The sequence below is a fragment of the Burkholderia latens genome (assembly GCF_001718795.1).
In the GTDB taxonomy this organism is placed as follows: Bacteria; Pseudomonadota; Gammaproteobacteria; order Burkholderiales; family Burkholderiaceae; genus Burkholderia; species Burkholderia latens_A.
In genome coordinates, this window is the sequence record NZ_CP013435.1 from 3136880 (window position 1) to 3151203 (window position 14324).

A 14324-nucleotide genomic window follows, 5' to 3' on the forward strand; every position below is an offset into this window, starting at 1 on the left:
TTTCGATGGAGCAGGTTTCATGACGCAGTCTTTCACCCGCCGCGCCGACGCACTCGCGCGCGACTCGTACTACGAAGCAACCGCGACGCGCCCGATGGTCGACGACGCCGTGCTCGACGACGCGATCGACGTCGACGTGTGCGTGATCGGCGCGGGCTTCGCGGGCTTGTCGACCGCGCTCGATTGTCGCGCGCGCGGGCTGTCGGTCGCCGTGATCGATGCGCACCGGCCCGGCTGGGGCGCGTCGGGCCGCAACGGCGGCCAGGCGATCGCCGGCTTCGCGAAAGACGAAATCATCGAAAAGCAGCTCGGCGCCGCCGGCGCGCGCGCCGCGTGGTCGCTGTCGCTCGACGGCGTCGCGCTGATCGCCGAGCGAATCGCACGCTACGGGATCGACTGCGATTTCACGCGCGGCTATCTGACGGTCGCGACGAAGCCGCGCCGCGTCGACGACCTGCGCGCATGGATGGACGCCGCGAGCGAGCGCTGGGGCCATCCGTCGCTGTCGTGGCTCGATACCGGCGACATCCGTGCGCGCGTCGCGTCGTCCCGCTATCTCGCCGGCGTCTACGATCCGCTGTCCGGCCACCTGCATCCGCTCAAGTATTGCCTCGGCCTGGCCGATGCCGCGCGCCGCGAAGGCGTCGCGCTGTACGCCCACACACCCGCGCTCGACGTCGTGCGCGGCGCTCGGCCTGTCGTGCGCACGCCGTCGGGCGAAGTGCGCTGCCGCTTCGTCGTGTCGTGCTGCAACGCGGGCCCCGGCGGCATCCTGCCGGCGGCGACCGCCGCGCGCATCGCGCCGATCGCGTCGTACATCATCGCGACCGAGCCGCTCGGCCGCGCGCGCGCGGACGCGCTGATCGCGCAGCGCGAAGCCGTGTGCGACAACAACTTCTTCCTCGACTACTTCCGGCTGTCTGCCGACGACCGGATGTTGTTCGGCGGCCGCGCGAACTCCGCCGGCGCATCGCCCGACGCGCTCGCCGAAGCGATCCGCCAGCGCATGGTCGGCGTGTTCCCGCAGCTCGCCGACGTACGCGTCGATCACGCGTGGGGCGGCTTCGTCGACGTCACGCGCAACCGCGCGCCGGACTTCGGCGCGCTCGATCCGAACTTCTTCTACGTGCAGGGCTTCAGCGGACACGGCGTCGCGCTCACCGGCATCGCCGGGCGCGCGATCGCCGGCGCGATCGCGGGCGACTCGCGCGCGTTCGACCTGTTCGCGCAACTGCGTCACCGGCGCTTCCCGGGCGGCGACGCGTGGCGGCAGCCCGCACTCGAGCTCGGGATGCTGTACCACCGCGTGCGCGAGCTGTTCTGAGCCCTCGTTATCCACTCATTCGACCATGCAGACATTCGCCAACCAGCCGCACGCCGCGTCGTACTACGCGGCGACCATCAACGATACGACCCGCCATGCACCGCTCGCCGGCGCGGCCGACGCCGACGTGTGCGTGATCGGCGCAGGCCTGACCGGCTTGTCCGCCGCGCTCAACCTTGCCGAACGCGGCCATTCGGTGACCGTGCTGGAGGCGTCACGGGTCGGATGGGCGGCGAGCGGGCGCAACGGCGGGCAGCTGATCGGCGGCTTCGCGTGCGACATCGACACGTTCGCGCAGTTCATGCCGGAAGGCGACGTGAAGCGGATCTGGGACATGGGACTCGAAACGCTGTCGCTCGTGAAGTCGCGCATCGAACGGCATTCGATCGACTGCGCGCTCGTGCCCGGCTATCTCACCGCCGCCAACACCGAGCGCGACGCAGATGCGCTGAAGCGCTGGCGCGACGATGCCGCGAAGCGCTTCGGCCACGACCGCTTTCATTTCGTCGAAGCGGACGAACTCGGCGACTACGTACAGTCGAAGCGCTATCGCGGCGGCCTCTACGATCCCGACAGCGGCCACCTGCATCCGCTGAACTACACGCTCGGGCTCGCGCGCGCGGCGACCGGCGCGGGCGTGCGAATCCACGAGGACAGCTGCGTGACGCGCGTGCGCGACGTCGCGGGCGGCCACGTCGTCGAAACCGCGAACGGCCACGTGCGTGCGCGCTTCGTCGTGCTCGCCTGCAACACCTATGTCGGCACGCTGGCACCCGCCTTGTCGAAGAAGATCATGCCGGTCGGCACGTACGTGATCGCAACGGAGCCGCTCGGCGAAGCGCGCGCCGCCGCGCTGATGCCCGCGAACGCGGCGGTGTGCGACAGCCGCTTCGTGCTCGACTATTTCCGGCCGGCGCCCGACACGCGGCTCATATGGGGCGGCAAGGTCAGCTATTCGACGCGGCCGCCGCGCGACCTCGCGGCGGCGATGCGCGCGGACATGCTCAAGACATTCCCGCAGCTCGCGGACGTGAAGGTCGACTACGCGTGGGGCGGTTTCGTCGACATCACGATGAATCGCGCGCCGCACTTCGGGCGCGTCGCGCCGACGATGTATTTCGCGCAGGGCTTCTCGGGGCACGGCGTGAATACGACCGCGCTTGCGGGCAAGCTGATCGCGGAAGCAATCGACGGCCAGGCGAGCCGCTTCGACCTGTTCGGCAAGATTCGGCATCGCGACTTCCCCGGCGGCGCGGCGCTGCGCACGCCGGCACTCGTGCTTGCGATGAGCTGGTACCGGCTGCTCGATGCGTTCGGCGTGCATTGAACGCGCATTGAACGGCACTGCGTGGCGATGTGCCGGTGGTTGCGGCCCACGCGCGCCGCGCGCCGCCGCGCAAACGAAAAACGGCTGCGCACGCGGCGCAGCCGTTCGATCGGATCGCAAGACGCGGGCGCGACGCACACATGAAGCGCCCGCACGCCCGGCCCCGCTCAGTCCGTCCCGTACTTCGGCGAATGCGGGCCGTACAGCAGCCCGTTCGGCGGGCCGGCCGACAGCAGTCGCGTGCTGGTGAACGCGGCAACGTCGTGACTCTGATCCATCAGCGTGTTCGCGATCTGCTTGACCGCGGCCACCACGAGCATGCCGATCAGGCTGCCGCCGCCGTTGTTGCCGCCCTCGTCGCTGCTCGCGCTCGCGCGCCCCTGCCACAGCACGTCGCCGGTACGCAGGTCGACGAGCTTCGCCGAAGCCGACACGACCGTCGCGCTCGCCAGAACCCGGTAGACGGTGCCGTACTGCGACACCTTCGAATACAGCGCGGCGTCCGCACCGAAGATTTCGCGCAGCTTCGCGGGCGGCGTCTGCTGGATCTCGGCCGCATTGGTCAGGCCGTTCTGCTTGAACGTTTCGTCCATCACGGCGACCGGCACCACGTAGTAGCCCGATTCGGCGAGCGGCAGCGTCATCTGCGACAGCATCCCGTAGGTTGCCGCGACGTCGGACGTCTCGTTGAGCGGCGGCAGCACGAGAATCGAGCGCGGCTGGCTCTTCTTGAACGCCGTGTAGTCGGGTCGTTTCACCGGCTGCGCGCATGCGCTCAGCAGCGCGACGATCGACAGCACGGACAGCAGCTTGAATGAGAGTGTCTTGAACATGGCGGGCGCGTTACTGTTTGGCGGTGGTCGGAGCAGGATCCTTCTGGCCGGCGATCGCTTGCGTGGCCTTCTGGTCCGCGGTTTTCGGCGCGCCGGTCTTTTTCTTCAGCAGGAAATCCATGTAAGTCGACGATTCCGGGAACAGCTGCTTCTCGGCCTGCAGTTCCTGTTCGGCCTGCTGCTCGCTGCCGACGCTCGCGTACAACATGCCCAGATGCGCGTGGAAGCCCGGCGGCGGCTTGTGGCCCTTCGCACGGATTTCCTGCAGCGCCTTTTCGAGCGCGTCGATCTGCTCCTGAGGCGATTTTTGCCCCTTGAAGTATTCGTACACCTGCGGCTGATAGCCGGTCCACTGATAAAGCGGCGGCGTGGAGCTCGCGCAGCCGGCGAGCAGCAAGGCGGCGGCCGTTGCCGGCAGCCAGTTACCCCGTTTCATGGTCTGTTCTCTTTTGATTGATGTCGTGGTGAATCGGTCCAGCGCGGCGCCGGTCCCGGCGCGCGCTGCGGCCTATGCGGCGATGGTCGCCGCGACGCTTACTTCGACGCCTTCAGTGCGCCGGCGTCGACCTGGTCGACGAGGTGGTTCACGGCTTCCTGGATCGCGAGATCCAGCACCTTGCCGTTGAGCGTCGAGTCGTAGCCGGCCGTGCCGCCGAAGCCGATCACCTCGCGGTTCGACAAGCTGAATTCGCCCGCGCCCTGGCTCGACGCAATCACTTCCGACGTCGTCGTGTCGACGATGTTCAGGTTGACCTTCGCGTATGCGACCTGCGTCTTGCCGCGGCCGAGAATCCCGAACAGCTGGTGATCGCCGACATCCTTGCGGCCGAACTCGGTCACGTCGCCGGTCACCACGTAGTTCGCGCCCTTCACGGCCTGCGCCTTCTTCATGAACCCGGCTTCCTGCTTGATCTCCTCGAGGTTCTCGCGATCGAGCACGTTGAAGCGGCGGCTCTGCTGCAGGCGCGTGACGAGAATCGTCTTCGCCTGGCCGCCGAGGCGGTCGATGCCGTCGGAGAAGATGCCGCGCATGTAGCTCGAGCGGTTGTCGAACTTGCCGACCGCGATCGCGACGGGCTTGCCCGCGTACGGCTTCTGCGCGCTGCTCACGACCGGCACGTCGAGCGTGCGCGACGATTCGGTCGCGCAGCCCGACAGCGCCGCGACGAGCGCCGCCGCCACGAGAACGGTGCGTCGAGTCTGAATGTTCACTGCTGGTCTCCTTGCGTGAAAAGATGGCCCGAGACGGGCACGCCGGTGCACAGGCTCGCTGACGAACCGGCGGTTGTTGCGGTGATCGAAACGGCCGGGGCCGACACCGGCGCGCGCGACTTCATCGCCCGGACGGCGATGGAGGTGACGGCATGCGACAGGAAAGAGCGCGCAACAGGCGTGTTGCGGCCAGGTGAAGATGCGCGGCGCATCGCCGGACAATGCCGCGTGCGCCGGTTACCCCGTGATTGTGCTTGCTGCGCTGTTGATCGCGCATGATCGGCCCCGTATATGATTTTGGCCGATCATACCAAGACTGATTATCGAGACGGGCATTTCCTGATAAGAATTGACGAGCTTTTACGCAGCGCTGCCGATCCCGTGCTATGTCGCGTGCGACGACGACGTCCGCGCAACGCCGCGCCGGCCCGCGAGCCGGCGCGCCGACTCCCGCTAGTCGCCCACCTTCTGCCGCATCGTCACGAACTCCTCGGCGGCCGTCGGGTGAATGCCGATCGTGTCGTCGAACTGCGCTTTCGTCGCGCCCGCACGGATCGCGATCGCGATGCCCTGGATGATCTCGCCCGCGTCACGGCCCACCATGTGCGCGCCGATCACGCGCTGGCTGTCGCGCTCGACGACGAGCTTCATCAGCGTGCGTTCGTCGCGCCCCGACAGCGTGTGACGCAGCGCCTTGAACGATGTGCGGTAGATGTCGACGGCGTCGTGCAGCCGGCGCGCGTCGGCCTCGGTGAGCCCGACCGTCGCGACCTCTGGCTGGCTGAACACGGCCGACGGCACGTACGCGTGATCGGTCGCGACGCGCGACCCGCCGAACAGCGTGCGTGCGAGCAGTGCGCCGTCGCGCGTCGCGACGGGCGTGAGCTGCGGCCGCGACGTCACGTCGCCGATCGCATGAATCGACGGCACCGACGTCGCCGAATACGCATCGACCGCGATCGCGCCGCGCGCGTCGAGCAGCACGCCCGCGCGTTCGAGCCCGATTCCGTCGACGTTCGGCACGCGGCCCGTCGCGTAGAGCACGGCGTCGTACGGGCCGTGCGTTGCGTCGCCGACGCGCACGGTCAGCGTGCCGTCGTCCGCGCGCGCGATCGATTCGACTACCGCGTGCGCGTGGATCGCGACACCCTGCTTCGTCATCTCGTCGGTCAGGAATTGCCGCACGTCGTCGTCGAAGCCGCGCAGGATTTTGTCGCCGCGATAGAACAGATCGACGTGGCTGCCGAAGCCGTTGAAGATGCCCGCGAACTCGACCGCGATATAGCCGCCGCCGACCACCGCGATGCGCGCGGGCAGCTGCGCGAGCGACAGCGCCTCGCGCGACGTGATCGCGTGCTCGATGCCGGGCCGCGGCGGCAGCACCGGTCGCGAGCCGGTGGCGATCGCGATGTGGCGCGCGCGGATCGTGCGTTCGCCGACTGCGACCGTATGCGCGTCCACGAGCGTCGCCCGCCCGGCGTGCATGTCGACGCCGGATTGCCGCAGCAGGTTGATGTAGATGCCGCTGAGCCGGTTGATCTCGCGATCCTTCGCGGCGATCAGCGCGGGCCAGTCGAGCGAGCCGGCGCCGAAGGTCCAGCCGAAGCCCTTCGCGTCGTCGATCTCGTGCGGGTAGTGCGATGCGTAGACGAGCAGCTTCTTCGGGATGCAGCCGCGCAGTACGCAGGTACCGCCGATCTGTTCCTCTTCCGCTATGCCGACGCGCGCGCCGTATGACGCCGACATCCGGGCGAGCCTCACGCCGCCGGAGCCGGCCCCGATGACGAACAGGTCGTAGTCGAAATCCATCGCAAGCCCTCATCGCAGTTCGGATGACGGCACGATAACAAGATTCGGGAATTCGTGCGGAATGTCGCGCCGCGTCACGCGTGCGCGATAAAAAACGGCGAGAGACGTGGCCTCTCGCCGGTCAAACCGGCTGGCGGGTGTGCCATGCGTCACCGATCGACCACATGCCCGGCCTGCCGGCCGCGCGGCACCGGTCCGCCCGGGCGCGCGAACGGCGCGCCTGCGGCGGAACCAGCCGCCATGCTCAAGCCTGCGACGTGTCGCTCCCGTCCGTCGCCTGCGTGTCGTCTGCCTGCTGCGGCTGCTCTTCCTTCTTCTCGAGCATGCCTTCGATCGCCTCCGCGCCCTTGAAGCCGGCGACGGCTGCCGCCGCCTTCGTCAGCAAGCCCGCATCCGGATCGACCTTCTCCGCTGCCTCGACTGCGGCCACGGCGCCAGCGATTTCACCCACGGTGTTCAGGATACCCATCGTCATCCCCTTTCAAGAAAATCGTGAGCGCATCGTCCCACGAAAAAAACCGGTGAACCGCGTTTGTCATCACCGGATACACAAGTTACGCGCGAGTCCGGCCGCACGTGAAACGTACGGCGGAGCGTCGCGCGCAGGTGCGCTGCCGCACGCGGCGAACCCTGCACGCAGCGTAGCCGAAACGCTTCGCGCGTACTGTCAAAGTATGTTCTGGAATCCCGACGGAACGCTTACGCCGCGGCCGGTCCCGATGGAGCGATCGCTGAATAGTCGTGCGCGCGCATGAACGTCGCGTGACGAAAAAAAAGAGGCTCCCGCGAGAGCCTCTTCGATGCGCGCCGAGCCGCAGCCGGCGCGTATGTTCCGACTTTCGTCAGAAGATATTGCGCAAGCCGATCGCGATGCCGGTCTGGTTGCTGCGGCCCGGCAGTTCGACGTTCGCCGCGCCGTTCGTCTTGTTGAAGTCGACGGTGCCGTAGATTTCCGTACGCTTGCTCAGTGCGTATTCGGCGATCCCGACGATCGCGTAGCGGTTGCCGCTCGCGAGCGTGCCGTTCGTGGTCATCGCATTGCGCATGTGGTCGTAGTAGAACGCGCCCGTCAGCGTCAGCGGCGTGCTGACCTGCCAGCTCACGCCCGCGAACGGACCGTCGTCGATGCGGCCCGTGCCCTTCGCGACCGGAATCGACTGCTGCGCGAGCAGGCTGTCGACGAAACCGGTGTCGTCCTTCGAGCGCAGGTAGCCCGCATAGACCTTCGCCTTGCTGAACGCGTACACGACGTTCGCGTGGTAGATCGTCTGCTTGCGTGCGGAGTTGTCGCTGTTCTGCTGCGCGCCGGCCGCGATGCTGAGCGGGCCCATCACGTACGACAGCGACACGCCCCATGCATTGCCCTTGCCGAGCGAGCCCGGAATCTGGCCCGAGAACCCGCCCGCGCCGGTCGATTCGTAGTTCGTACCCGTCGAGTACATCGCCTTCGCGGTCAGGCCCGCGAACTTGCCCGTGTACTTGATCTGGTTGTCCGCATACAGGCCGCCGCCCAGTGCGACCGGCAGCCACGCGTTTTCGAGGTAGTTGCCGACCGTCAGCGGATCGTAGGTGTCGGCGAGCAGGTCGAACAGCGGCGTCTTCTGACGGCCGAGCGTGACCGTGCCGTACGGGCTCTGCAGGCCGACGTACGCTGCGCGGTTGAACAGGCGGCCGCTGTCGGCGAACGCGCCGTTCTGCAGGTTCACGCCGCTTTCGAGGTTGAACACGGCCTTCAGGCCGCCGCCGAGATCTTCGGTGCCGTAGATGCCGAAGCGGCTGTTCGTGATCGCGCCGTTGGTCATCGACAGCAGGCCGTCGTTCTTCGCGTTGGCGTTGGTCAGATAACGGATGCTGGCGTCGGCGACGCCCCAGAGCGTGACCGAGCTTTGTGCGGCTGCGTACTGGCTGGCGAAGGCCAGCGCCGCGCCCCCTGCGATGGCTGCGAGTCGGGTGGTCTGCTTCATGAGCTTTCCTTTTTGTAGGTGTCTCCATTCATGGCCGGCCGCGTGCGCAGCCGGGTGGGGATCGGACGCGCTCATGGCGCGCGCGATGTGGGCTGAATCATAAGACGAGTGCGCAGCCTGAAAGAAATTGAAAAGCCCGGCGGCGCGCGTTTGTCGTCCGGGAACAACGTTTTCCCGTGGCGCGCGCCGGTGGCGCGGTCGAGGCCGGGGCGGGGCTGTAAGGATCGCGCGCGGCGTGGCGACGAAGCGCGTCGCAAGAAAACCGGCTGGCCGCGCGTCAGGCGGCCGGCCGCGGCGGCCGGTCGTCGCGGTGTCCGTCGGTGCTGCCGGTGCCATCGGTGTTGCCAGTGCTGCCAGTGCTGCCAGTGCTTCCAGTGCTTCCAGTGCTTCCAGTGCTTCCAGTGCTTCCAGTGCTTCCAGTGCTTCCAGTGCTTCCAGTGCTTCCAGTGCTTCCAGTGCTTCCAGTGCTTCCAGTGCTTCCAGTGCTTCCAGTGCTTCCAGTGCTTCCAGTGCTTCCAGTGCTTCCAGTGCTTCCAGTGCTTCCAGTGCTTCCAGTGCTTCCAGTGCTTCCAGTGCTTCCAGTGCTTCCAGTGCTTCCAGTGCTTCCAGTGCTTCCGGTGCTTCCGGTGCTTCCGTCGCTCCCGTCGCTCCCGCTGCTGCCGCTGCTGCCGGCGCTTTCGGCGCCGATCGCGCTGCCGCCACCATCGCCCGCGCGCCGCCTCGCGCGCCGCACGATCTCCGCAAATGCGCCGACGAGCAACAGCACCGCGCCCCACAGCGCGACATCGGGCACGAGCCGCGTGACGAAACCCCCGCCCACCGCGCCGGCCAGAAAGCAGAAACTGATCGTCGCGAGCAACGCCGCGTCGTGCAGCGCCCCCGCGTCATAGCGCGGAATCAGCCCGACGAACAGCTTTTGCGCGGCGCGCCGCAGGTTGCCGGTCGTCATCACGGACGTGTACGACAGTTCCTCGAGATGGGTGAACGACAGCGTCTGCAGCGTCGCGACGAACGAGATGCCGGGAATCAGCCACGCGCTCGATGCGCCGACGAGCCCGCTCGCGGCGACGCCGAGAAACGCGATCTCGACGATGAGGCTCACGAAGGCCGTATGACGCATCCAGCCGCGCTGCGCGGCGAGACCGAGCAGGTGCGCAACGAACACCGCGACCACGAAGCCGCCGAGCGGCGGCACGTGATGCAGCGCGGCCGCCCATTCGCCGGCCGACAGGTTGATGCCGAGCAGCGCAACGTTGCCGGTCATCGTGTTCGCGAACACGTGGCCGTGGCCAACGTACGTATATGCGTCGAGATAGCCGCCCGACAGCGTGAGCAGCGCGGCGACGGTGAGATTGCGGCTGGCGCCGTCGAGATTCATCGATCCTCCCGTATGGCGCGCCGCCCGGCCGCACGCGGCGGGTGGCGCGAGATTCATCGGTTCCTGCGGCGCCCGACGCTGACTCGCGAGCGCGTCGGATGCGCCCGACTCGGCCGTCTTGCCCGACGCGCCAATATAATGCTCGGCGTCGGGCGCGCACCCCTTGTGGCACGGCGCGAGCATTGAACGCCGTCGCGGATAACGGCGCCGAGAAACCCGACGAGTATACCGGCCGACTTCGGCGGCCCTGTTGCGCGGCGGCCCCCCGCCAACCGGCGCGCCAGCCGCCCGCGCCACGCTTGGCCGAACCCCGCGGCCCCCTTTCGACACGAAGCCGAATCCGATGACACTCGCGAAGTTCTTCCTGCGCTACACCGTGATCCCGCTGGTCGCGATCGCGCTGGTGGCCGTGTGGGCGTTCGAGCGTGAGTCGGGCGAAATCGACGCGCGCCAGTATGCGGCACTGGTGGCAGCGTATCCGTCGTTGACGCCGAAACTGAAGCACGAGGTCGCCGACGCATTGCGCGGCGGCGGCCGGCTCGCCAAGGCCGATTACGACGCGATCATGCGCGACGCGCTGGAGGCCGGTTACGTCGTGGACTGGCCGGCCGCGACCGACGATGTCGGCGGTGAGCGCGGCCGGCTGCTCGGCCTCGTGAACGGCGACCGGCCGGCGTCGCCATAGCGTTCGCGCGCGTCCGGCCGGCGTCCGCGCCGGGCCGCGCGCCGGCCGCCGCTCACTGACCGATGCCGGTGAGCCCGATCAGCGCGCCGCCCGCGAGCAGCCACAACGGATGGATGCGCGTGCGCCACGCAAGCACAGCGCAGGCGGCGGTGATGCCCCACTGGATCGCGGTGCGGTTCGACGCTTCCGAGATCAGTACCGCGCTGGCAGCGACGAGCCCCGCCGTGATCGGCATCAGCCCCTGCTGCACGTAGCGGCGCCACGGCCGGTCGCGAAAGCGCTCCCACGCATGCAACGCAAGCACGGTGACGATCGACGACGGCCCGAACTTCGCGACAGACGCGACGAGCAGCCCGGACCAGCCCGCCGCATGCCAGCCGACCAGCGACACGATCATCATGTTCGGCCCCGGCGCTGCCTGCGCGAGCGCGAACAGCGCGGTGAACTCGTGCGCGCTCATCCAGTGATGCACGTCGACGACCTGCCGCTGCATCTCCGGCAGAATCGTGTTGCCGCCGCCGAATGCGAGCAGCGACAGCTGGCTGAAGATCGTCGCGATTGCGATCAGCGTATCGTTCATCAGCGGCCTCCGTCGCGCGCGCCGGTGCGCTGCGGCGCCCGCGGGTCGCGATGCCGCGATGCAAGCCAGATGCTGACGGGCGTCAGCACGAGCATCGTCGTCAGCAGCGGGATTCGCAGCCCCGCGATCGCGACGAACGCGAGCACGGCGATTGCGGCCGCCGTGCGCGGCGCGCGCAGCAGCGGCTTCGCGACCTTCACCGCCATCGCGACGAGCAGGCCCGCCGCCGCGGCGGCGAGGCCGCCGAACAGGTGCTGCACGCGCGGATCGCCCTGCGTCTTCGCGTACAGCACGCCCAGAGCGACGACGACGAGCGTCGGGCCCGCGATCAGCCCGAGAATGCCGGCGAACGCGCCGGCGACGCCGCGAAAGCGCATGCCGACCGCCACCGACAGGTTGATCACGTTGCCGCCCGGCAGGAACTGGCACAAGCCAAGCAGATCGGTGAATTCGTCGGCGGTGAGCCATTTGCGCTGCTCGACGATCGTGCGCCGTGCGAACGGCAGCGCGCCGCCGAACGACATCAGGCCGAGCGACAGGAAGCCGGTGAACAGCTCGGCAAGGCCGATCCGGCGTGCGGATGCGGCGGACGGCGGAGAGACGGATTGCATGGGGATCCTCAACAAACGATGCCCCGAGGTTACCGCCGTTGCGGATTGCGGCAAAACGATTTTCTCGGCGTCGCCTTGTGATCTAGAATCACAAGCATGGCACGCGACCTCCCGCCTTTTTCCGCGCTTCGGGCCTTTGAAGCAGCGGCACGACACGAAAGCTTCAGCGCCGCCGGCGACGAGCTGCATGTGACTCATGGTGCCATCAGCCGGCAGATCGCCGGCTTCGAGGCGTGGCTCGGCAAGCCGGTGTTCCACCGGTACGGCAAGCGCGTGAAGCTCACCGACGAAGGCCGCCGCTATCTGGACACCGTGCGCGCCGCGTTCGACAGCATCGCGCTTGCCACCGAACAGTTGCGCCACACCGGTGCCGCGCGCGTGCTGCGCATCAACGCGCTGCCGACCTTCGCGATGAAATGGCTGCTGCCGCGGCTGTCGCGGTTCCAGCGCGACGTGCCGAACGTCGAGCTGAAGCTGTCCACGTCGAACGCGCCGCTCGACACGCTCGACGGCTTCGACGTCGCAATCCGCCGCGGCCCCGGCCACTGGCCGAACTGCACGAGCGGCCACTTCCTCGACGAAAGCGTGATTCCGGTGTGCAGCCCCGCGCTGCTCAAGCGCGCGCCGATTGCCCGCGCGGACGATCTCGCGCGGCATGTGCTGCTGCATTCGGATACGCGGCCCGAAGGCTGGCGCGACTGGTTCGCGGCGGCCGGTGTCGCGATGAAGGGCCGCAAGCGGCAGTCGTTCGACCACTTCTACCTGGCACTGCAAGCCGCCGTCGACGGGCTCGGCGTCGCGCTCGGCCCGCTGCCGCTGATCGACGACGAGCTCGCGAGCGGCCGCCTCGTGATGCCGCTCGATGGGCCGCGCATCGCGACGCGCAGCTACTGGTGGATCGCGCCGGGCGCGCGCGCCGACGATCCGCTCGTCGCCCAGTTCTGTGCGTGGCTCGCCGCGCAATCGAACGTGCACACGTGACGCGCGACGCCGCCGGCACCTGATCGACACGGCCGCGATGCGCGGCCTGCCGCCCTTTTCGCTGCACGCCGCACGTTGCCCGAATGAAACCGATCGGCATGCGACACATGCGATCCCGCTGCGGAATCGTTGTCGCGTGCGTGCCGCGAAGCCCGCGTCACACCACCGGCCCCGGTTCCTTTTCCTTGCGCAGCAGCGCGTACAGGATGATCGCGCCGAACGTCGCGGTGCCGATTCCGCCGAGGCCGAAGCCGCCGAACTTCAGCGAGAAGTCGCCGGCGCCCAGCACCAGCGTGACGGCCGCGACGATCAGGTTGCGGTTGTCGGAGAAGTCGACCTTGTTGACGACCCAGATCCGCGCGCCGGTCACCGCGATCAGCCCGAACACGACGATCGACACACCGCCGAGCACCGGGCCCGGAATCGTCTGGATCACCGCGCCGAATTTCGGCGAGAAGCCGAGCCCGATCGCGATCAGCGCGGCGACCGCGAACACCAGCGTCGAATAGATGCGCGTGACGGCCATCACGCCGATGTTCTCCGCGTAGGTCGTCACGCCCGTGCCGCCGACGCTGCCCGACACGATCGTCGCGAGCCCGTCGCCGATGAATGCGCGGCCGACGTAGCGGTCGAGGTTGGTGCCCGTCATCGCGCTGACGGCCTTGATGTGGCCGAGGTTCTCCGCGACCAGGATCACCGCGATCGGCGCGAGCATCAGCATCGCGTGCGGATCGAACACCGGCGCGCGGAAGCCCGGCACGCCGAACCACGCGGCATGCGCGACGATCGCGAAATCGATCGGCTTGCCGAGGCCCAGCCCGTTGGTCGCGACCGCGTAGATCGCGTACGCGATCACGAGCCCGACGAGGATCAGCAGGCGCTGCACCATCCCGCGCGCGAATACCGCGACGCCGCCGACGCACAGCACCGTGACGAGCGCCATCACCGAATCGAAAGTCGACGCCGACACGCCCTTGACCGCGATCGGCGCGAGGTTCAGCCCGATCACCGCAACCACCGCGCCGGTGACGACGGGCGGCATCAGCGTCTCGATCCAGCGCGTGCCGATCGCCTGCACGAGCGCGCCGAGCGCGACGTACACGACGCCGCACGCGATGATCCCGCCGAGCGCGACGGGGATGTTCGGGTTCGGACCGCTGCCGCCGTAGCCCGTCACCGCGATCACGAGGCCGATGAACGCGAAGCTCGAGCCGAGGTAGCTCGGCACGCGGCCGCCGACGAGCACGAAGAACAGCAGCGTGCCGACGCCCGACATGAAGATGCACAGGTTCGGATCGAAGCCCATCAGCAGCGGCGCAAGCACGGTCGAGCCAAACATCGCGACGACGTGCTGCACGCCCATCGCGACCATCTGCGGCCACGCGAGGCGTTCGTCGGGACCGACCACGCGCGCGGCGCCGGGCGATTGCACCCGCCAGCGCGGGAAGTAGGAATCGGACATGGGGAAAGGGGCTCCTGTCGATCGCCGGCTGCGGACGGTGCGCCGGTCTGGAATCTGGCGCGAGTTTACGGAGCGGAAATGGGGCTGGCAAGCGCGCCGCGCCCGGGCAACGGCCGCGCACGGCGAACCGACACGACACGACACGGAGCGGCAGCGAC

The 14324-nt window shown here is 68.3% G+C and carries 13 protein-coding genes and 1 pseudogene; 4 read left to right on the plus strand and 10 right to left on the minus strand.

The window, feature by feature from the left end; translation table 11 throughout:
* Window positions 1–19 precede the first annotated feature (19 nt).
* Window positions 20–1324 (plus strand): NAD(P)/FAD-dependent oxidoreductase, encoded by a 1305-nt coding sequence (locus WK25_RS14530; protein WP_040142363.1) that lies wholly within the window; start codon window positions 20–22, stop codon window positions 1322–1324.
* A 25-nt stretch (window positions 1325–1349) separates the two neighbouring features.
* On the plus strand, window positions 1350–2651 hold the full coding sequence (locus tag WK25_RS14535) for an NAD(P)/FAD-dependent oxidoreductase (RefSeq protein ID WP_069241837.1): 1302 nt from the start codon (window positions 1350–1352) through the stop codon (window positions 2649–2651).
* Window positions 2652–2818: 167 nt separating this feature from the next.
* Here WK25_RS14535 and WK25_RS14540 read toward each other — a convergent pair whose 3' ends face one another.
* From WK25_RS14540 to WK25_RS31975, 7 genes and pseudogenes are all read right to left on the minus strand, one after another.
* Window positions 2819–3484: a DUF799 domain-containing protein gene (locus tag WK25_RS14540; protein WP_040142367.1), complete on the minus strand. Its 666-nt coding sequence runs from the start codon at window positions 3482–3484 to the stop codon at window positions 2819–2821.
* A 10-nt stretch (window positions 3485–3494) separates the two neighbouring features.
* Complete coding sequence (locus WK25_RS14545) at window positions 3495–3920, minus strand: DUF4810 domain-containing protein (RefSeq protein WP_040142370.1); 426 nt, start codon at window positions 3918–3920, stop codon at window positions 3495–3497.
* Window positions 3921–4018: 98 nt separating this feature from the next.
* Window positions 4019–4690 carry a CsgG/HfaB family protein gene (locus tag WK25_RS14550; RefSeq protein ID WP_197416306.1) on the minus strand — a complete coding sequence of 224 codons (672 nt, stop codon included), beginning with the start codon at window positions 4688–4690 and terminating at the stop codon, window positions 4019–4021.
* A 459-nt stretch (window positions 4691–5149) separates the two neighbouring features.
* Window positions 5150–6505 carry a glutathione-disulfide reductase gene (gor, locus tag WK25_RS14555; protein ID WP_040142374.1) on the minus strand — a complete coding sequence of 452 codons (1356 nt, stop codon included), beginning with the start codon at window positions 6503–6505 and terminating at the stop codon, window positions 5150–5152.
* A 244-nt stretch (window positions 6506–6749) separates the two neighbouring features.
* Window positions 6750–6974 carry a hypothetical protein gene (locus WK25_RS14560; protein WP_014895816.1) on the minus strand — a complete coding sequence of 75 codons (225 nt, stop codon included), beginning with the start codon at window positions 6972–6974 and terminating at the stop codon, window positions 6750–6752.
* Between the two features lie 373 nt (window positions 6975–7347).
* Window positions 7348–8469 (minus strand): porin, encoded by a 1122-nt coding sequence (locus tag WK25_RS14565; protein ID WP_040144820.1) that lies wholly within the window; start codon window positions 8467–8469, stop codon window positions 7348–7350.
* Window positions 8470–9106: 637 nt separating this feature from the next.
* Window positions 9107–9847: pseudogene (locus tag WK25_RS31975) on the minus strand (YoaK family protein); the annotation flags it as partial.
* Window positions 9848–10190: 343 nt separating this feature from the next.
* Between WK25_RS31975 and WK25_RS14575 the strand changes: the two are divergent.
* Window positions 10191–10532, plus strand: coding sequence for a hypothetical protein (locus WK25_RS14575; protein ID WP_069241838.1), 342 nt, complete (start codon window positions 10191–10193; stop codon window positions 10530–10532).
* A gap of 52 nt (window positions 10533–10584) precedes the next feature.
* Here WK25_RS14575 and WK25_RS14580 read toward each other — a convergent pair whose 3' ends face one another.
* Entirely contained in the window at window positions 10585–11112 is a 528-nt protein-coding gene (locus WK25_RS14580; RefSeq protein WP_069241839.1) for a chromate transporter, read from the minus strand.
* Window positions 11112–11723, minus strand: a complete 612-nt coding sequence (locus tag WK25_RS14585) for a chromate transporter (RefSeq protein WP_040142380.1) — start codon at window positions 11721–11723, stop codon at window positions 11112–11114. Before WK25_RS14585 ends, WK25_RS14580 begins: the two co-directional genes overlap by 1 nt.
* Before the next feature lie 96 nt (window positions 11724–11819).
* On the opposite strand from WK25_RS14585, the gene WK25_RS14590 reads away from it, so the two are divergent.
* Complete coding sequence (locus WK25_RS14590; protein ID WP_040142383.1) at window positions 11820–12704, plus strand: transcriptional regulator GcvA; 885 nt, start codon at window positions 11820–11822, stop codon at window positions 12702–12704.
* A gap of 157 nt (window positions 12705–12861) precedes the next feature.
* Here WK25_RS14590 and WK25_RS14595 read toward each other — a convergent pair whose 3' ends face one another.
* The gene (locus tag WK25_RS14595) at window positions 12862–14166 is read right to left on the minus strand and encodes a solute carrier family 23 protein (protein WP_059545728.1); all 1305 of its coding nucleotides are present in this window, start codon (window positions 14164–14166) and stop codon (window positions 12862–12864) included.
* Window positions 14167–14324 lie beyond the last annotated feature (158 nt).

Bases quoted from the DNA above. Each gene is read 5' to 3' on its own strand.
- WK25_RS14530 (WP_040142363.1), top strand. From the start codon at position 20: ATGACGCAGTCTTTCACCCGCCGCGCCGACGCACTCGCGCGCGACTCG.
- WK25_RS14535 (WP_069241837.1), top strand. From the start codon at position 1,350: ATGCAGACATTCGCCAACCAGCCGCACGCCGCGTCGTACTACGCGGCG.
- WK25_RS14540 (WP_040142367.1), bottom strand. From the start codon at position 3,484: ATGTTCAAGACACTCTCATTCAAGCTGCTGTCCGTGCTGTCGATCGTC.
- WK25_RS14545 (WP_040142370.1), bottom strand. From the start codon at position 3,920: ATGAAACGGGGTAACTGGCTGCCGGCAACGGCCGCCGCCTTGCTGCTC.
- gor (WP_040142374.1), bottom strand. From the start codon at position 6,505: ATGGATTTCGACTACGACCTGTTCGTCATCGGGGCCGGCTCCGGCGGC.
- WK25_RS14560 (WP_014895816.1), bottom strand. From the start codon at position 6,974: ATGGGTATCCTGAACACCGTGGGTGAAATCGCTGGCGCCGTGGCCGCA.
- WK25_RS14565 (WP_040144820.1), bottom strand. From the start codon at position 8,469: ATGAAGCAGACCACCCGACTCGCAGCCATCGCAGGGGGCGCGGCGCTG.
- WK25_RS14575 (WP_069241838.1), top strand. From the start codon at position 10,191: ATGACACTCGCGAAGTTCTTCCTGCGCTACACCGTGATCCCGCTGGTC.
- WK25_RS14580 (WP_069241839.1), bottom strand. From the start codon at position 11,112: ATGAACGATACGCTGATCGCAATCGCGACGATCTTCAGCCAGCTGTCG.
- WK25_RS14585 (WP_040142380.1), bottom strand. From the start codon at position 11,723: ATGCAATCCGTCTCTCCGCCGTCCGCCGCATCCGCACGCCGGATCGGC.
- WK25_RS14590 (WP_040142383.1), top strand. From the start codon at position 11,820: ATGGCACGCGACCTCCCGCCTTTTTCCGCGCTTCGGGCCTTTGAAGCA.
- WK25_RS14595 (WP_059545728.1), bottom strand. From the start codon at position 14,166: ATGTCCGATTCCTACTTCCCGCGCTGGCGGGTGCAATCGCCCGGCGCC.